Consider the following 18,607-nt stretch of genomic DNA (forward strand, 5'->3'; position numbering starts at 1 on the left):
AACAACTGGTTAACAGCGCGACTACGAAAGGCGTGCGGGGCGGGCCGACGGGCCGGTTAACAGTCCCGCCATTCTTCGTTCACCCGGCATCTCCGTGCCGGACAGGACGAATGACGGGCGGCGCCATAGCGTCACGGCCGTGGTCAAGCTCTCCGTCATCGTGCCGTTCTACAACGTGCGCGACTACGCACCCGACACCCTGAGAAGTCTGCGCGCGAACGCCCGCGACGACTTCGAGTTCCTGCTGGTCGACGACTGCTCGTCGGACGGCACGATCGAGCTGCTCGAACGCGCCGAGCGCGAGCTGCCGGGGGCGGTGCTGCTGAGACACGAACGCAACGGCGGCCTGGCCACGGCTCGCAATACGGGCCTGGACGCGGCCGGCGGCGAATACCTGACGTACCTGGACGGCGACGACTGGCTCGCCCCGGGTCATCTCGCTCAACTCCTGTCGTCCATCGAGGAGTTGGGCTGCGACTTCATCCGCACCGACCACGTCCAGGTGACCGGCCAGGAGCGTACGGTGCACCGCGTTCCGCACGGCCGGCGCGGCGAGGTGATGTCCCCGCGGGACGCGATCCTGCCCGCCACCCGCTCGACGTCGGTGGACTACGCGTACGCCTGGGCCGGGATGTACCACCGCAGGCTCGCCGAGCGCGGCCTGCTGCACTTCACCGACGGACTGCGCACCGCCGAGGACCGGCCCTGGATCTGGCGGCTGCACCGCGAGGCGGAGTCGTTCGCGGTGACGGGGCAGCTCGGCGTGTTCTACCGGCGCGGGGTCGCCTCGTCGCTGACCCAAATCGGCGATGCCCGACAACTCGATTTCATTCGCGCATTCGATCAAGTAATCGAAGAAACGGCGAAGGACCCGAATGCGGGCGAACTGCTGCCGAAAGCGATACGGACGTACTGCGCGATCATTTCCCACCATATGAGCAGCATCGAAAGGTTCGAACCGGCAGTGGCGAGAAAACTCCGGGCCTTGAGCGCGGCCGCCCTGAGGCGCATGCCGCAGGACCACCTCAAGGACGCGCTGAACTCGATGGACTCCCGTCGCGCCGCCCGCCTGCGCCGCCTGCGGCACCGCCCAGCCACGTCTTCGGCAGGGGCTGCCGCCTGATGCGTACCACTCAGATCTTCGCGGCGTCGACGCTGTACGGGGTGGCCACCCTGGCCGCCGCGCTCGACAGCGGATGTTTCCCCGCGGCGGACCGGCGACTGCTGCTCATCAGCAACAACGCGCCCGTGCCGGAGACTTCGCCCACCCTCGACACCATGCCGGGCTTCGCCCAGCTGCGCGGCCGCTTCGACGGGGTGCTCTCCTGGAACGAGACGATCGCCCCGTTCCACCCGGGCGGCTGGTCCCCGCGTCCGGACGATGTCCCGCTGTGGGAACGGCAGTTGAGGGTCCTGTGGGACCTGTCGGACGACCGGATCGAACTCGCCCTGGAATCCATCCAGGTGAACCCGGCCCAGGCGGTGGCCCAGATCTTCCCCGACGCACCACTGACCGTGTACGCGGACGGCCTGATGACGTACGGCCCCACCCGCAACAAGCTCGACCCGCTGATCGGGACGCGGGTGCGACGCGTCCTCCACCTGGACCTGGTCCCGGGCCTGAGCCCGCTGCTGCTCGGGGAGTTCGGGGTGCCGAACGAGACGGTGCCGACGGCGGCCTTCTTGAAGACAGTGGGCGAACTGGCGGCGGCCGAGGCCGAGTTGGGTCTTGACGCCGACGGTTCCGAGCCGGTGGCACTGCTCCTCGGCCAGTATCTGTCCGCCCTTTCCATCCTCACTCCCCCGCAGGAGGAGGAACTGCATCTGCGGATGCTGCGGGGAGCGGCGGCGGGGGGGCACGGCCGGATCGTCTTCAAGCCGCACCCTTCGGCGCCGCCGGCGTGGTCGCGCGAGCTGACCCGAGAGGCAGCCACGCTCGGCGTCCAACTCACCGTCCTGGAACGGCCGTTGCTCGCCGAGGTGCTGTACGAGCGGCTCTCCCCCGCGCTGGTGGTGGGCTGCTTCTCCACGGCACTGCTCACGGCCTCGTCCTTCTACGGCATCCCGGTCGCCCGGGTCGGCACCGAGCTCCTCCTCGACCGGCTCGCCCCCTACCAGAACAGCAACCGGGTGCCGGTGACCATCGCGGACGCGCTGCTGCCTCCGCTGGAGCCGGGCTCGGCGCCCGAGGTGGACCTGGCGGGGCTGCTCCCCGCGGTGGGGTACGCGATGCAGCCCGAGCTGCGGCCGGACCTGCGGGACGCGGCCGAGCGGTACCTGGCCGCGTCCCTGGATGCCCACACGTGGCGGTACTTCAAGCGCCGCCGCCTGACGGCACTGGGGCTGCCGGGCGCGATCCCGTCCCAGCTGGGTTTCATTCCGCGCAACGCGACGGTGCGCAGGGTTGCCCGGCGGGTTCGGGGGGTTGTGCGGCGGGGGGCGTAGGGGGCTGCACGGGGTGTTTGCCCCCCGGGAGGGCGCGGTCGATCAGGCCCTGGTCACCGGCGCCTGGAGTTCCGTGACCCAGTCGTCCTGGTTCTCGGGGCACTCCAGGTTGATCTCGCGCGGGTACCCGGTCGACCGGTAGCCGTTGGCGTCGATCCAGCGGGCCAGGATCTGGGCGGTGGGGAGCGCGGTGTCCATCGAGCCGCGGTGCACGATGGTCGCCGCTTGGCCGAGGGGCGGCAGGTCGAGGACGCGGAAGGCGCCGTCGCGGAAGGCGCCGTCCTGGAGAGGGGCGGCGACCTGAACGGCGGCGTGGACGCGGATCCTGCCGCCGCCCTCCGGCGCGTCCTCGTAGTAGGCGACACCGGGGCCGGCCGGGGTGACACCCGCCGAGCCCAGGAGCCGGAACAGCTCGCAGTACAGCGGCCCGATGACGGGGCCGATGTCCTCGGGCTCGTAACTCGCGGCGTTCGCGGTCAGTTCCGCCACCCGGATGGCGGGGACGCTCTTGATGACGACGTCGTTCGTGGGCATGTGCCCCTCGCTCTCGATCGCTCGGAGCCTCGCCTCGACCTGGACCAGCCGTGCCGACGCGGCCGCCATGGCGGTCTCCAGCTCGGCCCGCCGCAGCCGCAGCATGCCGCGCAGTTCCTCGGCACCGACCTTCTCGTCCACGATGTCCCGGACCTGCTGGAGGGTGAATCCGAGGTCCTTCAGCGCGATGATCCGGTTGAGGCGGGCGAGTTGGGCGGCGGTGTAGTGGCGGTAGCCGCTGGCGGGGTCGACGTGGGCCGGGCGCAGCAGGCCGGTCGCGTCGTAGTGACGCAGCATCCGGACCGATACGCGGCCGTGCCGGGCGAAGTCTCCGATGGTGAACATGATGGCTCCGAGCTGACTGCCTGACACGGTGTGAGGGTCAAGAAGCTACGTGGCGCGCCCGGGGCGCCGGCGGGGACCTCGGCGGGTTCCGCGGCTTTACCCCCCGCAGGGGCTCCGCCCCCGTCCCCCCGTCGGGCGGCATCTGCTCCCACACACACGCGCGCGCCATCGGAGATCGTGCGCCAGCGCGTACGCGACATACGCGCCCCGGCCCGCAAAGCAAGCAGTCATCACCCCAGCCATCACGCAGCTTTCACGAGGTAGATTTTCAAGGAAATCTCCAGGGGAACAGCCAGCTGAACCGTCACTTCACCTCGCTGGGCAACCCCTCCGCAATCACGCGAAACAGACGTGAACGAACGTGAATGAGCCACCCCAGAATCACAATCCCCGCACAACATCTGACAACCCCGAGGGCACAAAAACTTGAAGCACTTGGAGCACTGAAATACGCGCACGCCCGACTCACAGCAAACCCACAGAATGAAAACAAAAAGGGGTGCGGGGCCTCCCCGAAGTTTCGGAGGGAAGCCCCGCACCCCTTTTGATGACCTCTTTAAGGAGGCCTCACAAACTCTTTGCTCGGGTCAGTGAGATCAGTGAGATCGGTGACGATCACAGACCTTGCGCGCCTTGTGCCAGGTCTTCGTCCAGTACCCGGGGTGGACCTTGCCGTGCCGGTCACGCGTGGCCTTGTGCCAGGTCTTCGTCCAGTACCCCTTGACCACGTGGCACCTTTCCTTGCCACCGTGAACCGCTGTCACGACCGTGTGCGACGGCGCGGCTTCCGCAACACCGACCGAGGAGAAAGCCACTCCTGCGGTGAGCGCGGCAGTAGCAGCGCCGAGAGCGATCACTCGCTTGAAACCTGCAATCATGACTCCACCTTTCTGCTTAGTAGAACCATCCGACGAGCTGGACAACGACAGTTTTATCACCGATGTCTCGACGGAATGCGAGTAACGCTCGGGCGCGCGGGAGCATAAAGAGGTTGCGAGTTAAAACACGCACGCCCCCAGAAAGGCGCCCCCTTTATTCCACCCTCACCCCTCACCCCCCTCCATATTTATGACATGTCCAATTCCAGAGTCGGCAGGAGAAAGATTTCGGCAGGCGCGCCGGACAGCAGCACCACTCTCCGAAAAGGGGGGAAGCCTGGAGCGCGCCTTGAGTCGATCTGCCGGGGGAGGGGGAGCCCGGCGGGGCGAGGGCCTGGGGGGGGGGCGGGGGCCGGGGGATCCGAGGAATAGAGCCCCTCCGGGGGCCGGGGCAGAGCGGGTCCAACGAGCCCCAGCCGAACGGAGCCAAGCCGCGCCGAGCCGCGGGAGGAGCGCGGCGGGCATAGTTGCGGAAAGGGGCGCAGGGGACGAAGTCCCCGCAGGGGGTCTGGGGCGCAGCCCCAGGGCTCAACCCTCCCACCCCCGTCACGGGCGGAGGGCGGGCAAACGCCGTCGGGGTCTGGGGCGCAGCCCCAGAGAGGGGCGCAGGGGACGAAGTCCCCGCAAGGGGGTCTGGGGCGCAGCCCCAGGGCTCAGCTCATCCCACCCCCTGCACGGGCGGGAGGGTGGGCAAACCCCCGGGGGTCTGGGGCGCAGCCCCAGGAGTCCAGCCCTTCCAACGCTGGGTAACGGGCGGGAGGGTGGGCAAACTCCCCCCGGGCAACCCCAGCCTCACCCCCGAGCCAAATACACCGCCTCGATCCCCGCCACCACCACCCCCAACCCCTCCTCGAACCGCTCGTCGAACCCCTCGAACATCTCCGCCCCCGCCGCCGCGGCCAGCGGATACGCCGCGAGCAGTTCCGCCCGCTCCGCCACGTCGACGCCCCGCCCCCGCTCGCCCGGCCGCGGCTCCGAGCCCTGCTCCTCCTCGACGAACCCCATCGTGTAGTGGTACGTCGTCATCGCGGCCCGTACCGCGCCACGGAATGCGAAGCCCGCCTCCAGCATCATGCCGAGGTACGCCTCCATGGACTGCGCGTGGTCGGTGCCGGTGAAGCGCGCGCCTCCGTACACCTTCGCGCCGTCGCGGTACGCGAGCAGCATCGCGCGCAGGGCGCGGTTGAAGGCGCGGATCCCTTCCTGCCAGCTGTCGCAGTCCGTGCCGGGCACGCCGCCGGCGGTCATCCGGCGGTACATGACCGTCGCCATCTCGTCGATCAGTGCCTGCTTGTTCTTGAAGTGCCAGTACAGCGCCGGGGCCTGGACGCCGAGCTCCTTCGCGATGGCGCGCAGCGTGAGCCCGTCCAGGCCCAGCTCGTTGAGGAGCCTCAGCGCGGTGTCGGCGACCTGCGCCCGGTCGATCTTCGTCGTAGCCACCTTGACAACTTAACACCGTTAAGCCCATGCTTCCGGACATGGAACTTAACAGCGTTAAGGAAACCGTCACGACCGCCGCGTCCGAGGCCCCGGCCACCACCTCCGAGGCCTCGGCCACCCCCCTCGCGGCCGCCAGAACAGCCACCACCACCGACGTCCTCATCGTCGGCGCGGGCCCCACCGGCCTCACGCTCGCCATCGACCTCGCCCGCCGAGGCGTCCCCGCCCTGCTCGTCGAGAAGGCGGACCGGCTCTTCCCCGGCTCGCGCGGCAAGGGCATCCAGCCCCGCACCCTGGAGCTGCTCGACGACCTCGGCCTGGCCGAGACCGTGCTGCGGGCCGGCCGCGACTACCCGAGGATGCGCGACTGGGTCGGCCCGGACGGCACCGAGCGCGGCCGCGAGTGGGACATGATCGAGCGCGCCGAGCCCACCGAGCGGGAGCCCTACGCCAACGCACTGCTCCTTGGCCAGGCCCGCTTCCAGGAGCTGCTGTACGCCCGCCTCAAGAGCCTCGGCGGCGACGTCGCCTTCAGCGCCGAGGTGACCGCGGTCGACCAGGACGCCGACGGCGTCACCGCCTCCCTCGCCGACGGCCGCACCGTCCGCGCCCGCTACCTCGTGGCCGGCGACGGCGGCCGCTCCGGCATCCGGCGCGCGCTCGGCATCGCCATGGAGGGCGAGAGCGTCGACCCCAAGCCGATGCTCGTCGCGGACCTGACCGTCACCGAGGACGCGATCATCGACGACCTCAACTGGCATGTGTGGAACGGCAGTTCAGACGGGGGAGCCGTGCTCTGCCCGCTGCCCGGCGCCCCCGGCCTCTTCCAGCTGATCGCCCAGTACTCCGACGAGAACGCCGTCCCCGACACCAGCGACGCGGGCGTCCGAAGGCTCGTCGCCGCCCGCACCGCGGTCACCGAGGACCAGATCACCGAGGTCCACTGGGCCTCCGACTTCCGCCCCCGCGCGGCGCTGGCCGACCGCTACCGCGAGGGCCGGATCTTCCTCGCCGGCGACGCCGCCCACATCCACTCCCCCGCCGGCGGCCAGGGCCTCAACACCAGCGTCCAGGACGCGTACAACCTGGGCTGGAAGCTCGCCCAGGTGCTCCGCCGCGGCGCCCCGGACACCCTGCTCGACACGTACGAGGAGGAGCGCAGGCCCATCGCCGCGGGAGTGCTCGGCATGAGCACGCGGCTGCACCGCGCGGCCATCGTCGGCGAGAACAGCCAGCGCCGGGCCGAGGTCCGCCAGCTCGGCCTCGGCTACCGCGGCGGCCCGCTCTCCACCGGCCGCGCGGGCGCCCTGGAGGCCGGCGACCGCGCCCCCGACGGGGGGCTGCCCGACGGCCGCGTCTTCGACCTGCTGCGCGGCCCGCACTTCACCCTGCTCGCCTTCGACACCCCCGCCCCCGCCCTCACCGGCGGCCTGGTGCGGGTGCACGAGCTGGGCGCGTACGAGGCGTACGGACGCGGGCTCTTCCTGGTCCGCCCCGACGGCTACGTCGGCTGGGCCGGCGAGGACGCCACCGGTCTCGACGACTACCTCGCCTCGATCGGCGCGGCCGAACGCCCTTGACCTCAAGTCCGGTTGAGCTTCTACGGTCGTGAGGCATGGACAACGACACGCTGACCACCCCTCAGGCCGACGAGTTCACGTACTCCCACGACGACGCCGGACTCGCCGCCCAGCCGATCGGCTACTGGAGCCGGGCCGCGAGCGACGCGGTGGTGACCCGCATCCGCGGCATGCTCGCGGAGCTGGGCCTCACCCAGCCCCAGTGGTGGGTCCTCCACCAGGCGTCCACCGGCCGCACGCGCGCCGAGGCGGTGGCCGTCCTCCAGGGCTACCTGGCCATGGGCGCCCCCGTCATCGAGGACGCCATCGACGAGCTCGCGGCGCGCGCACTGCTCACCCAGACCCCCTCCGAGCCCCTCGAACTCACCGACACCGGACGCGAGTTGTACGAGCGAGCCGCCGCCCGACAGCGGGAGACCCGCGAGCTGATCCACGCCGGGATCACGGACGAGGAGTACGTACGCGCTCTCAAGGCCCTCCAGCGCATGATCCACAACGTGGACGGCAAGGCCTGGCACCACTGAGCCGCCCCCTCTTGTACAGACGCCCCGCTTTCACATACGCCCGGCCGCCGAATCGACGCCCAGGCAAACCCGTCCCGGCACCAGATGAACGTGCCGCGTCGGGCAGCCGAACTCCGCCGCCGCGACCCCATTTCGGGGCCGCGGCGGCCCTACTCTGTCGACGCCAAGGCCCGCCGGGCCGCAGCGGAACGCCGGGAAGAGGAAAGCCGTGACCAACACCCTGCCGCGGGTACGAAGCACCGGCGGCGGTCAGCCGCAGCGGACGGCCGAGCGCGCCCCGGTGGCGGCCCCGGTCTCCCGGCTCCGCGCGCTCGACGGGTTGCGCCTGGTCGCCGCCCTCATGGTCGCGCTCTACCACTACGGCGGCCGCTCCGGCGACATCAGCAAGGGCTGGGGGGTCTCCCCCAAGAAGCTCTTCCCCGCCACCCACGAGTGGTTCTCCTACGGCTGCCTCGGCGTGCAGATCTTCTTCATCATCAGCGGCTTCGTCATCTGCATGAGCGGCTGGGGCCGGCCGCTCCGCTCGTTCTTCGCCTCGCGCGTGGCCCGGCTCTACCCGGCGTACTGGGCGGCCCTGATCATCATCACCGCGGTGTTCGCACTGCCCTGGGTCGTCTACAAGACGGTCACGCCCAGCGAGTTCGTGGTGAATCTGACCATGCTTCAGATGCCGGTCGGCGTGCACCGGGTGCTGGGGGTGTGCTGGACGCTCTGGGCCGAGCTCCGCTTCTACGCCCTGTTCGCCCTGTGTGTCGTCCTGCCCGGCGCGACCCGCCGCCGCGTCGTGCTGTTCTGCGCGGGCTGGACGCTCGCGGCCGCACTCACCGCAACGGCCAAACAGCCTTTCCTGGACGCCGTGTTCATGCCCGAGTACGCGCCCTTCTTCATCGGCGGCATGGGCCTGTACCTGCTGCACCGCAACCGGCGGGACGTCACGGCCTGGGGCATCGTCGCCGTCAGCTGGGCCGTCGGCCAGCACTACGCGGTCGCGGGCCTGTGGCACAAGCCGAACCCGGCGGCCTTCTCCAACCGGCACGCCTCGGTGATCATCGCCATCATCACGCTGGGATTCCTGCTGGTGGGCGCGATCGCGCTGGGCTACTTCCGCTGGGCGAACTGGAGCTGGCTCACCGTGGCGGGCGCCCTCACGTACCCGTTCTACCTGGTGCACGAACACCTGGGCTGGGTGGTGGTAGGCGTACTGCACCGCAAACTACACATCCCGGCCCCGGCCACCTTCGCCCTGACGATCGCGGCGATGCTGGCGCTTGCCTGGCTACTGAACCGCTACGTGGAACGCTGGGCGACGCCGCTGCTGCGAAAGTCCCTCACGACCCACTGAGCATCAGCCCATCGCCGATCTAGTCGATCTCGCCATCGAGCAACCAGTCCACAGACAGCTTGGGCGTCACACCCACGGACTCAGGCACCACCAGGTGCGTGCCCCGCTTGTACGAGGTGCGCGCCTTGTACGTGCCCTCATGCGGGTCGGCGAAGAGCAGTACCTCGTCGTGCCGCCGGTCCACCACGACGTAGACCGGGACCCCGGCCTGGGCGTAGCACTCCACCTTAGGCCCGAGGTCGTCGGCCCAGTTCGACGACGTCACCTCCAACACCAGACGGAAAACATTGGGGGCGTAGCAGTTCTTCTGGACGAGGGCGTCACGGAAGTCCGCGTCAACGACGGAGAAGTCGGGAATCGCGAAGTCGTCGGCCAGCGAGGCAGCCACAGCCCGATGCCCTGGACGTACCGAAGCCCGGCCCGCCGTGCGCCCGCCTCCGCCAACACTTCGACCAGCCAGGTCAACGACAGCGCGTGCGCGCCGTCCGGCGACGGTGTCGCAGTGAGCCTCCCCTGGAGAATCTCCACGCGGTGCCTGGGCAGTGCGCTGGAGAGCAGGTCGGCGGCTTCGCCCAACGTCAGCTTGTGTTGCAGCACAGCCCCGGCGTCCTCCTTTTCAGGGCTCACTCTTCACGAGCGCAACCGGGGCCGCGCGAATTCCGCCCCCGATCACCCATTCGAGGGATTCGCCCTGGTCAGAATGCATCCGCAGCCCGCCCGGCACCCCCCTGACCGGGCCGCTCAGTCGCCGTCCCCGTCGAGCAGGACATCCACGGGCAGTTCCAGGCTCACGCCCACGGACTGCGGCACGATCACGTTCTGGCCCCGCTCGTAGCGGGAGCGGGTGCGGTAGGAGTCGCCCACCGGATCCGTGAGGACGAGCACCTCGCCGTGCTTGCGGTCGGCGATGACGTACACGGGGATACCGGCCTCGGCGTACGTCTCGGCCTTGGTGACCAGATCGTTGCCCCAATTGGACGACGTCACCTCAAGGACGAGGCGGAAGACGCTCTGGCCGTAGCAGTTCTTCGTGACCAGGGCGTCCTTGTAATCGGCATCCACGATGGCCCAGGCGGGGAACCCTCTCCGCCGAGAGTAGCCGGAGGCAGGCCCGCGCCCGCCTCCCGCTCACACCCCGCTGAGCGACAGCTTCACCGCGAAGCCCAGGAACAGCGCGCCCGCTGCCGACGCCGCGCCCGCCGACAGGCGCTTGCGACGGCGGAAGGCCGCTGCCAGGCGCGTGCCGCTGAATATCAGCGTCGACAGGTACAGGAAGCTGCCCAGCTGGAGCAGCGCGCCGAGGAGCAGGAACGACAGGGCGGGGTAGGCGTAGTCGGGCCGCACGAACTGCACGAAGAAGGAGATCATGAACAGGATCGCCTTCGGGTTGAACAGGCTCAGCATCAGCGCCCGCCGGTAGGGCCGCTCGCCCGCGGCCTCCGGCGACGCGCCGGCCGACCGGTCCTCCGACTGCTCATGCCGGGACCGCCACATCGCCACCGCCTGGCGCAGCATGCCTATCGCCAGCCAGGTCAGATAGCCGGCGCCGGCGTACTTGACGGCCGCGAACAGCAGCGGCGTGGCCTGCAGCAGCGAGGCCGCGCCGAGCGCGGACAGCGTCATGAGCACCGTGTCGCCGGTGAAGACCCCGGCGGCGGCCGCGTACCCGGCCCGCACCCCGCGGCGGGCGGCGACGGACAGCACGTACAGCGAATTGGGGCCCGGCAACAGGATGATCAGCACCAGGCCGGCGAGATAGGTCGGAAGATCGGTCACACCCAGCATGGAGCCGAGTGTCGCACGCGGGTACGACACCCGACGGGGGCGTCCCACTGAACGGAATGCCTTGATCGGGCGGGTGCGTCAGAACGCGTCCGTCGGCACGTAAGTCCCCCACACCTCGCGCAGCGCGTTGCACACCTCGCCCACCGTGGCGCGGGCTCGCAGGGCGTCCTTCATCGGGTAAAGGACGTTGTCCACGCCCCCGGCCGCCTTCTTCAGCTCGGCCAGCGCCGCGTCCACCGCGGCCTGGTCGCGCTCGGCGCGCAGGGCCGCGAGGCGTTCGGCCTGTTGGGCTTCGATGGCCGGGTCGACGCGCAGGGGTTCGTAGGGGTCTTCGGTGTCGATCTGGAAGCGGTTGACGCCGACGACGACGCGTTCGCCGGAGTCGGTCTGCTGGGCGATGCGGTAGGCGGAGCGCTCGATCTCGCCCTTCTGGAAGCCGTGCTCGATCGCGCTGACCGCACCGCCCAACTCCTCGACCCGCTCCATGAGTTCCAGAGTCGCCGCCTCCACCTCGTCCGTCATCCGCTCAACGACGTACGACCCGGCGAACGGGTCGACGGTGGCGGTCACATCCGTCTCGTACGCCAGAACCTGCTGCGTGCGCAGGGCCAGGCGCGCGCTCTTGTCCGTCGGCAGGGCGATCGCCTCGTCGAAGGAATTGGTGTGCAGCGACTGGGTCCCGCCCAGCACCGCCGCCAGCCCCTGCACCGCGACCCGGACCAGATTCACCTCCGGCTGCTGCGCCGTCAGCTGCACACCCGCCGTCTGCGTGTGGAAGCGCAGCATCAGCGACTTGGGGTTCTTCGCACCGAACTCGTCCCGCATCACCCGCGCCCAAATCCGGCGCGCGGCACGGAACTTGGCGACCTCTTCGAGGATCGTCGTGCGCGACACGAAGAAGAAGGAGAGGCGCGGGGCGAAGTCGTCCACGTCCATCCCGGCCGCCACCGCCGTGCGGACGTACTCGATGCCGTCGGCCAGCGTGAACGCGATCTCCTGCGCGGGCGAGGCCCCCGCCTCCGCCATGTGATACCCCGAGATCGAGATGGTGTTCCACTTCGGGATCTCGGCCCGGCAGTACTTGAAGATGTCCGCGATCAGCCGCAGCGACGGCTTCGGCGGGAAAATATAGGTACCCCGCGCGATGTACTCCTTCAGCACGTCGTTCTGGATCGTGCCGGTGAGCTGGTCGGCGGCCACCCCCTGCTCCTCGGCGACCAGCTGGTACAGCAGGAGCAGCAGCGCCGCCGGAGCGTTGATCGTCATCGACGTCGACACCCTGTCCAGCGGGATCCCGCGGAACAGCACCCGCATGTCGTCGATCGAATCGATCGCCACCCCCACCTTGCCGACCTCGCCACTCGCGATCGCCGCGTCCGAGTCGTGCCCCATCTGCGTCGGCAGGTCGAAGGCCACCGACAGGCCCATCGTGCCGTTCGCGATCAACTGCTGATACCGCGCATTCGACTCAACAGCCGTGCCGAAACCCGCGTACTGCCGCATCGTCCACGGCCGACCCGTATACATCGACGGATACACACCACGCGTGAACGGATACGCCCCCGGCTCCCCCAGCTTCTCGGCCGGATCCCATCCCTCCAGAGCTGACGGGCCGTACACCGGCTCGATGGGCAACCCGGATTCGGACTCTCGCGCCATGTGCTGTGCCTCCCGCTAGAGCTCTACTACTCACTGGTACCCAATCCTCGCGAGGGGACTGTAGCGGCGGGCGTGCGGCAGACGGAGAGGCGCACGCTGGGAGCTTGCCCACAGCTTTCGTGATACGACTACCTGCTTTTGCAACCGTTCGGCGCGGGAATCTGTCTCTGGGGACACCAGAGAATCAGGGGGGCGACCGATGCGCCGGAACCACCGCACCACTCTCATAGCCAGAACCCTCGCCGCGACCGCCGTCATAGCCGTGGCCGTGGGGTGCAGTCCGCAGAGTTCCAAGGCCGACGCGGCCGCTCCCGCGACGCCCGGATCGCCGTCGCCCTCGGCATCCGCATCGGCCACCCCCTCCGTCTCCACCTTCACCGACGACAAGCCGGCCGGCTCGCCCGCACCCACCGCATCGGCCACCACCGCGGCCAAGCCCGCGCCCAAGGTCCTGATGTCGAACGGCGCCAAGGGCAGCCAGGTCAAGGAGCTCCAGGCCAGGCTCGCCCAGATCGGCTGGTTCGACGACACCCCGACGGGCACATACGGGGCCGCGACCACGGCGGCCGTCAAGGGCTTCCAGGGCAGGCGCGGGCTCGCCGAGACGGGCGCCACGGACAGCGTGACCTGGGACAGGCTGCTGGCCATGACGACGAAGCCGACGGCCGAAGAGCTGGCCGGCCAGGCGGTCAACAAGCCCGCCGCCAAGCTCGATCCGCGCTGCATGACGGGCCGCGTGATGTGCATCAGCAAGACCAGCCGCACGCTGTCCTGGGTCGTCAACGGCAAGGTGCAGTCGACGATGGACGTGCGCTTCGGCTCGCAGTACACGCCGACCCGCGAGGGCGTCTTCAAGGTCTTCGAGAAGAGCCGCAACCACGTCTCGACGATCTACCACACGGCCATGCCGTACGCGATGTTCTTCAGCGGCGGCCAGGCGGTGCACTACTCGTCGGACTTCGCGGCGCGCGGCTACAACGGCGCCTCGCACGGCTGCGTCAACGTCCGGGACAAGGGCAAGATCGCGGCGCTCTTCGACGCGGTGCACATCGGCGACAAGGTCGTCGTCTACTGGTAGCCGCCGGGCCGCTGGTGGCGGCCGGTCCAAGGAGGGAGGGCGCGGGCGGGACCGGGGGAACGTGTCCCGCCCGCGCCATTCGCGCGGAGCCATGGGTACGGGGGGAACCCCGGCTCTTCTGCGCCGCCGATGACCAGTCGGCTCACTCAGTACTGCGCCACCGTCTCAAAAAACGTTACTGCCGGTTCTGACCTGCACTTCGGCACGCGCTTTCGAACCCCGGGCGGCAGGTCTCAGTGCGGTACGGCCGGGGTGAGCGTGCCGGGCTTGAGCCAGTCCAGGAGGTGGCTCGGCCGGGTGGTCACGGAGCTCTGCTTGCCGCCGCCTCCGCCGCCGTTCTTGCCGGAGCCGTCGCCCTTGCCCTTGTCCTTGCCCCCGTCGCCCGGGCCGCCGCCCGCACCGCCGGGCTTGCCGCCCTTGCCGTCGAGCAGCAGATCACAGAAGGTCTTCACCGCGGCCGGGCCGTGCGCCGCGGACTCCAGGCTGCGGCGCTTGTCCTGGTCGAGCTTCCCCGAGCGGTAGTCGCGGCAGTCGGCCGCCCTGGCGAGCCACTGGCCGCTGGCCGTGCCATCGTTGTCGCCGCCCGGCTGCGGGCTGCCGTTCTTCCCGGTGTCGCCGGTGCCGCCCGCGGCCGAGCCGTCGGGGCTCGGCGAGTGCGAGGAGTCGCCGGGCGTGCCCGGCCCGGTCGAGGGTCCGTGCCGGTCGGGCGTCGGGGAGCCCGGGGGCAGCGAGTGCGAGGGCGAGGTGGCGAGGGGGCCCGGAGTGACCTCGGCGGACACGGTCGAGGCGGGCGTGGGGTCCTGCTCGTCGAACGCGAACGGTCCCGGCAGCACGCCGGTGCCCGCGGCGACCGCGACCCCGCCGAGCGCACAGCAGGCCAGCGCCGCGGCGAGGCCCAGGCGCACCGGTGCGAAGCGTCTGCGCCGGGGAGCCCGACGCGCCTCCGCGACGCGTCCGACTCGTACGACACCGAGGGCTTCCGCGTCGGGGGCGCCTTCGGGGCGGGCCTTGCGGAAGGCGGCCAGGGCGGCCGCCTCGCCGGGGAGTTCGGTGCTGGCCGGCTCGTTCGGGGCGAGGGAACGCAGCAGGGCCGAGAGCCGGTCGGCCTCGGCGCGGGCCCGCTCGTCACCGGGCTCGACCCCTTCGCCGCGCAGCAGTCGCTCGGCGGCATCCCCGTCAAGCCACTCGTGCCGCTCGTCAGCCATCACATGTCCTTCTGCGTCCGGGCGCGCGATTGCGTCACACCGCGTTCCGGCGCACGCTGCGACGGCACGGCACCCAGCTCCTCCACATCCTGGGTTACGTCCCCCGGGGGGCCGTCAGCGCCGAGCAGTTCAGCAAGCCGCTTCAGGCCCCGGTGCGCGGCGGTCCGCACCGCGCCGGGCCGTTTGCCCAGGGTCTGCGCCGCGCTCTTCGCGTCCAGACCGACCACGACGCGCAGCACCACGGCCTCGGCCTGGTCCTGCGGGAGCTGGGCGATGAGCGCCATCGTACGTCCGGTGCCGAGCGCCTCCATCGCCTCGTCCGCGGTGTCGGACGCGGCGGCGTGCGAGACCAGCTCGCTCTCGTCGCCGCCGACGGCGGGCCGGCGGCCGCGCATCCTGATGTGGTCGAGCGCCCGGTTGCGGGCGATGCGGGCGGCCCAGCCGCGGAAGCGGTCGGCATCGCCCTCGAAGCGTTCGAGGTCGCGGGCGATCTGGAGCCAGGCCTCGGAGGCCACGTCCTCGGTGTCGGGTTCGCCGACCAGCGTGCGGATGTAGCCGAGCAGGCGCGGATGCACAGCACGATAGACAGCACGGAAGGCTTCCTCGTCCCCGTCCTGCGCCCTGAGCACCGCGGCGGTCAGCTCCGCGTCGTCCCCCAGCAATCCCTGCACCCTGTCTTGACTGGCTTGTCCTGATGTCACCGCTGGTCATCACTATCGCGTCCCCGAACGCGAATCAGCACGCTACGGCCTCGGCGCCCCATAAGTCCATGACTTGTACAACCTGCAACAACCCGCTGACACAGCGGGGTGTGACAGAAAACGCACGCTCGGCGCTGAAGCAAGTACGGGGTCGCCACAACGACCCCGCCGGAAGACGGCCGGGGCCTCTCCTGTGGGGGGTGGCGGCCCCGGTCGTCCTCCGCACCCCGCGCCGGGCCCGTGTCCGGGGCCCGGGCCTGGCTCTCAGCCGAGCCGGTCGGCCAGGGCCTTGAACTCCTCCCAGTCCATCGCCGGCGTCCGCGGGTCCCACAGCTTCTGGGCCGTCGCCCGCAGCGGCAGCCGGATGCCACGCGCGACCTGTTCCTCGGTCTGCGCGGCCGGATTGTCCGACCAGACGGCGAACCGGCCACCCAGGATCTGCCCCGCGTACTTGGCGTCCACGGACTTGGTGCCGCGCACCACCGACGGCGTCCACTCCTCGTAGATCCGCTTGCCCGTCGGGTACTTGTAGCTGCCCGGCTCGCCCAGGACGTAGTACAGGTACTCGTCGTTGAGGTTGACCAGTGGGCGTCCCTCGGCGAGGTACTCCTCGGGCGTGCGCTCCCCGGGCTCCTTGCCGGTCCAGTACTCGACCTCGCGGCCCTGGTCGGCGGCCACCTCGCCGCCGGGGAAGAAGCCGTCGTTCCACGCCTTGAAGGTGCGGCCCGCGCTCGCCGAACGGAGCACCGCGGCACGGTCGTTGAGCCAGCCCGTCGTCAGGTCCTCGATGTCGGCCTTCGGCCCGTACCTGGCGCGGGCGGCCACGGCGAGACCCGGATAGGTGGTTTCGGGGGTGGCCGGCGCCTTCACCGCGAGGGCCTGGTACTCGTCGCCGCCCAGGTGCCAGTACGCCCCGGGGAACAGGCCCGCGTACTCGCGCAGCAGGTCGTCCACGATGCGCCCGGACTCCGGGTTGGCGATGTCGATGGCGCCCTTGACCGGCTTGCCGTCCTTGTCGCGCAGTTGGAGGTCGGGGTGGGCGGCCAGCACCGCGCCGAGGTGGCCCGGCGAGTCGATCTCGGGGACCACCGTGATGTGCAGCTTGGTGGCGAGCGCCACGATCCGCTGGACCTCGCGCTTGCTGAGGTGTTCGCGCGAGACGACCTCGGGGTGACTGGACGACTCGATGCGGAAGCCCTGGTCGTCGGAGAAGTGCAGACCGAGCTGATTGAGCTTCAGGTCGGCCATCTGCCGCAGCTGGTCCTCGATCCAGGCCGCGCTGTACTGCTTGCGCGCGATGTCGAGGTTGAGCCCGCGCTGCGGCTTGTCCGGCCGGTCCTCGACGACGCCCTCGGGCATCACCCCGCCGCCCTTGAGCGCCTGCTTGAGGGTGCGGGTGCCGTAGAACACCCCGGCGTCGTCCGGCCCGGTGATCCGCACGCGACGGTCACGGGTGGTCAGCGTGTACGACTCGGGCGCGGCCTTCTCGCCCTTGGGCGGCGGGGTCAGCGTCAGCTCGATGTCACCCTCGCGCGGCTGCCCGCCCGCCGCGTAGTCGACGCCGAGCTCCTGCGCGAGCAGCTTGCCCTCGTCGGTGAGGCTCTCGCTGCCGACGGACACGATCACCCGCGTCGAGTCGACGGGCCGGAAGCCGGGGCCGCGCGCGGGCCGGTGTTCACGTACGGACGGGATGGTGCGGGGCGGCGAGGAGATCGGGTAGATCGGCGACGGCGAGGGCAGCACCGAGGAGGCGCGCTTGTTGTCGATCGGGCCGCCGTGCCCGCCGTGGGTGTCGTCGTCCGGCCAGACCGCGATGATCATCGCGAGCACCGCGATGCCCGCGAGGGCCACCTTCAGCACCAGCGCCCGTCGGCCGCGCGGCCGGTGCAGCCAGGCCGGGCGGGACCGCGGCGCACGCGGCTGGGAGGCGCGCGCGGCGGACGACGGCGAGGACGACCGCTTCGGGTCCCCGGATCCCGGCATCCGGGCCCGTGACATCCTGAAACGCGACATCACTCAGAAACCTCCCGTCCAACGACAGTAAGGGCGCATCCGGATACCCCGGATTCCGCACCGACAACTGGGGCGAAGGTACGCCGAAGTGCCCGGGGGCTCGTCCACCGCGCGCGACCCGGCTGGCACGTCCGGGTGAAATTCGCGCAACCGTCGCACAGCTCCTGCTCCACGTGGATAGCGTGGCGGCACTCCCACCTCACTTTCCACTCCAGTCTCCGTGCTCCGCAGCCCGTCCTGTTCCGTACTGCCCGTCCCGCGCAGTGTTTCGAGGAGCCCACGCTGTCCAGCGATTCCCACGCCGGCCCCCGGAAGCGACCGCCGACACTCCATCACACTCCTCGTGCCCAGGGGCGGGCGGCCATACCGAATCAGGTGCGGGGCACATCCGTTCCGGCGGCCCCACCTCGGCTCGGCGGCCTCGACCGGTTCAACCGCGCCTCCGCGGGCTCCGCCGAAGCAGCCCTGCTCGGCTGCTGCGCGAGCTACCGCTGGGCCGCCCGGATCGCCGCCCACCGCCCCTACCCGGACGTCGACGCCCTGCTCGCCGCGGCCGACGAGGCCAGCTACGACCTGAGCCCCGACGACCTGGACGAAGCCCTGGCCGACGAGTCCTCGCCCGGTCCGCACGACAGCGCACCACAGGCCGCGCACACCGCGCTCGCGGCGGCGCACGCCGCGTACGAGAGCAGTTTCGGGCACGCCTTCGTGATCTGCCTCGACGCGTTCAGCCCGGCCGAACACCTCGACCAAGTGCTGAGCGGGATCCGGCTGCGGATGAACAACGAACGCGACGAGGAGCGGTCGATCGCCGCCGACGAACTGCGCCGACTCGCCCGCGCCCGACTCGCCCGGCTTGTGACCAACCATCCCGAATCCGATGCTCCCAGTCCCGCACACCGCGTTCTCTAGGCCGTACGAGCCTGTTTGATTGCCTGTTTGATCACACCTATGGACCCGGCGCAAGGGAACCGACATCACGTCGCTACGATGACCGGGGCCGGTGGACCGTACCCGGCCGGGTCAGACCGACACTGAAGCCGGCCGGCCCTACACACCGCTCCCGGAGGGTTCTTCC

17 protein-coding genes are annotated in these 18,607 nt (G+C 70.4%); 7 read left to right on the plus strand and 10 right to left on the minus strand.

The window, feature by feature from the left end; genetic code table 11:
• Window positions 1-139: 139 nt before the first annotated feature.
• Window positions 140-1,123 carry a glycosyltransferase family 2 protein gene (locus tag OHA17_RS15290; protein WP_406507118.1) on the plus strand — a complete coding sequence of 328 codons (984 nt, stop codon included), beginning with the start codon at window positions 140-142 and terminating at the stop codon, window positions 1,121-1,123.
• Window positions 1,123-2,445: an alpha-2,8-polysialyltransferase family protein gene (locus tag OHA17_RS15295; protein WP_406507119.1), complete on the plus strand. Its 1,323-nt coding sequence runs from the start codon at window positions 1,123-1,125 to the stop codon at window positions 2,443-2,445. Before OHA17_RS15290 ends, OHA17_RS15295 begins: the two co-directional genes overlap by 1 nt.
• Before the next feature lie 42 nt (window positions 2,446-2,487).
• On the opposite strand, the gene OHA17_RS15300 is transcribed toward OHA17_RS15295, so the two are convergent.
• The 3 genes from OHA17_RS15300 to OHA17_RS15310 all read right to left on the minus strand — a co-directional run bounded on the left by OHA17_RS15300 (window position 2,488) and on the right by OHA17_RS15310 (window position 5,642).
• Window positions 2,488-3,324, minus strand: a complete 837-nt coding sequence (locus OHA17_RS15300; RefSeq protein ID WP_406507120.1) for a MerR family transcriptional regulator — start codon at window positions 3,322-3,324, stop codon at window positions 2,488-2,490.
• A 596-nt stretch (window positions 3,325-3,920) separates the two neighbouring features.
• On the minus strand, window positions 3,921-4,202 hold the full coding sequence (locus OHA17_RS15305; protein WP_406507121.1) for a hypothetical protein: 282 nt from the start codon (window positions 4,200-4,202) through the stop codon (window positions 3,921-3,923).
• A gap of 792 nt (window positions 4,203-4,994) precedes the next feature.
• Window positions 4,995-5,642 carry a TetR/AcrR family transcriptional regulator C-terminal domain-containing protein gene (locus OHA17_RS15310; protein ID WP_406507122.1) on the minus strand — a complete coding sequence of 216 codons (648 nt, stop codon included), beginning with the start codon at window positions 5,640-5,642 and terminating at the stop codon, window positions 4,995-4,997.
• Window positions 5,643-5,680: 38 nt separating this feature from the next.
• Between OHA17_RS15310 and OHA17_RS15315 the strand changes: the two genes are divergently transcribed.
• From OHA17_RS15315 to OHA17_RS15325, 3 genes are all read left to right on the plus strand, one after another.
• Window positions 5,681-7,222 carry an FAD-dependent monooxygenase gene (locus tag OHA17_RS15315; RefSeq protein ID WP_406507123.1) on the plus strand — a complete coding sequence of 514 codons (1,542 nt, stop codon included), beginning with the start codon at window positions 5,681-5,683 and terminating at the stop codon, window positions 7,220-7,222.
• Between the two features lie 35 nt (window positions 7,223-7,257).
• A complete protein-coding gene (locus tag OHA17_RS15320) occupies window positions 7,258-7,746 on the plus strand; it encodes a MarR family winged helix-turn-helix transcriptional regulator (protein WP_406507124.1) in 489 nt (162 codons plus the stop codon).
• 208 nt (window positions 7,747-7,954) lie between these two features.
• Complete coding sequence (locus OHA17_RS15325) at window positions 7,955-9,088, plus strand: acyltransferase family protein (protein WP_406507125.1); 1,134 nt, start codon at window positions 7,955-7,957, stop codon at window positions 9,086-9,088.
• 19 nt (window positions 9,089-9,107) lie between these two features.
• Here OHA17_RS15325 and OHA17_RS15330 read toward each other — a convergent pair whose 3' ends face one another.
• The 4 genes from OHA17_RS15330 to OHA17_RS15345 form a co-directional block, all read right to left on the minus strand.
• Complete coding sequence (locus OHA17_RS15330) at window positions 9,108-9,476, minus strand: Uma2 family endonuclease (protein WP_406507126.1); 369 nt, start codon at window positions 9,474-9,476, stop codon at window positions 9,108-9,110.
• A 353-nt stretch (window positions 9,477-9,829) separates the two neighbouring features.
• Complete coding sequence (locus OHA17_RS15335; RefSeq protein WP_406510723.1) at window positions 9,830-10,153, minus strand: Uma2 family endonuclease; 324 nt, start codon at window positions 10,151-10,153, stop codon at window positions 9,830-9,832.
• Window positions 10,154-10,216: 63 nt separating this feature from the next.
• Entirely contained in the window at window positions 10,217-10,873 is a 657-nt protein-coding gene (leuE, locus tag OHA17_RS15340) for a leucine efflux protein LeuE (RefSeq protein ID WP_406507127.1), read from the minus strand.
• Between the two features lie 78 nt (window positions 10,874-10,951).
• Window positions 10,952-12,532: a methylmalonyl-CoA mutase gene (locus OHA17_RS15345; protein WP_406507128.1), complete on the minus strand. Its 1,581-nt coding sequence runs from the start codon at window positions 12,530-12,532 to the stop codon at window positions 10,952-10,954.
• Window positions 12,533-12,731: 199 nt separating this feature from the next.
• Here OHA17_RS15345 and OHA17_RS15350 point away from each other — a divergent pair, with 199 nt between their 5' ends.
• Window positions 12,732-13,610, plus strand: a complete 879-nt coding sequence (locus OHA17_RS15350) for a L,D-transpeptidase family protein (RefSeq protein ID WP_406507129.1) — start codon at window positions 12,732-12,734, stop codon at window positions 13,608-13,610.
• 233 nt (window positions 13,611-13,843) lie between these two features.
• Here the strand turns inward: OHA17_RS15350 and OHA17_RS15355 are convergent, their stop codons facing one another.
• The 3 genes from OHA17_RS15355 to OHA17_RS15365 form a co-directional block, all read right to left on the minus strand.
• A complete protein-coding gene (locus tag OHA17_RS15355) occupies window positions 13,844-14,815 on the minus strand; it encodes a hypothetical protein (RefSeq protein WP_406507130.1) in 972 nt (323 codons plus the stop codon).
• Window positions 14,815-15,477, minus strand: coding sequence for an RNA polymerase sigma factor (locus OHA17_RS15360; protein ID WP_053728385.1), 663 nt, complete (start codon window positions 15,475-15,477; stop codon window positions 14,815-14,817). The genes OHA17_RS15355 and OHA17_RS15360 overlap by 1 nt, the downstream gene beginning before the upstream one ends.
• A gap of 303 nt (window positions 15,478-15,780) precedes the next feature.
• Window positions 15,781-17,337: a beta-N-acetylhexosaminidase gene (locus OHA17_RS15365; RefSeq protein ID WP_406510724.1), complete on the minus strand. Its 1,557-nt coding sequence runs from the start codon at window positions 17,335-17,337 to the stop codon at window positions 15,781-15,783.
• 567 nt (window positions 17,338-17,904) lie between these two features.
• Here OHA17_RS15365 and OHA17_RS15370 point away from each other — a divergent pair.
• A complete protein-coding gene (locus OHA17_RS15370) occupies window positions 17,905-18,441 on the plus strand; it encodes a 2-oxo-4-hydroxy-4-carboxy-5-ureidoimidazoline decarboxylase (protein ID WP_406507131.1) in 537 nt (178 codons plus the stop codon).
• The last annotated feature ends 166 nt before the right edge of the window (window positions 18,442-18,607 follow it).

This window comes from Streptomyces sp. NBC_00212 (assembly GCF_045206365.1).
Taxonomy (GTDB): domain Bacteria; phylum Actinomycetota; class Actinomycetes; order Streptomycetales; family Streptomycetaceae; genus Streptomyces.

Excerpts from the sequence above, each read along its gene's own strand:
- OHA17_RS15295 (WP_406507119.1), top strand. The coding sequence starts at position 1,123 with ATGCGTACCACTCAGATCTTCGCGGCGTCGACGCTGTACGGGGTGGCC.
- OHA17_RS15300 (WP_406507120.1), bottom strand. The coding sequence starts at position 3,324 with ATGTTCACCATCGGAGACTTCGCCCGGCACGGCCGCGTATCGGTCCGG.
- OHA17_RS15305 (WP_406507121.1), bottom strand. The coding sequence starts at position 4,202 with ATGATTGCAGGTTTCAAGCGAGTGATCGCTCTCGGCGCTGCTACTGCC.
- OHA17_RS15315 (WP_406507123.1), top strand. The coding sequence starts at position 5,681 with ATGGAACTTAACAGCGTTAAGGAAACCGTCACGACCGCCGCGTCCGAG.
- OHA17_RS15320 (WP_406507124.1), top strand. The coding sequence starts at position 7,258 with ATGGACAACGACACGCTGACCACCCCTCAGGCCGACGAGTTCACGTAC.
- leuE (WP_406507127.1), bottom strand. The coding sequence starts at position 10,873 with ATGCTGGGTGTGACCGATCTTCCGACCTATCTCGCCGGCCTGGTGCTG.
- OHA17_RS15345 (WP_406507128.1), bottom strand. The coding sequence starts at position 12,532 with ATGGCGCGAGAGTCCGAATCCGGGTTGCCCATCGAGCCGGTGTACGGC.
- OHA17_RS15350 (WP_406507129.1), top strand. The coding sequence starts at position 12,732 with ATGCGCCGGAACCACCGCACCACTCTCATAGCCAGAACCCTCGCCGCG.
- OHA17_RS15355 (WP_406507130.1), bottom strand. The coding sequence starts at position 14,815 with ATGGCTGACGAGCGGCACGAGTGGCTTGACGGGGATGCCGCCGAGCGA.
- OHA17_RS15365 (WP_406510724.1), bottom strand. The coding sequence starts at position 17,337 with ATGATCATCGCGGTCTGGCCGGACGACGACACCCACGGCGGGCACGGC.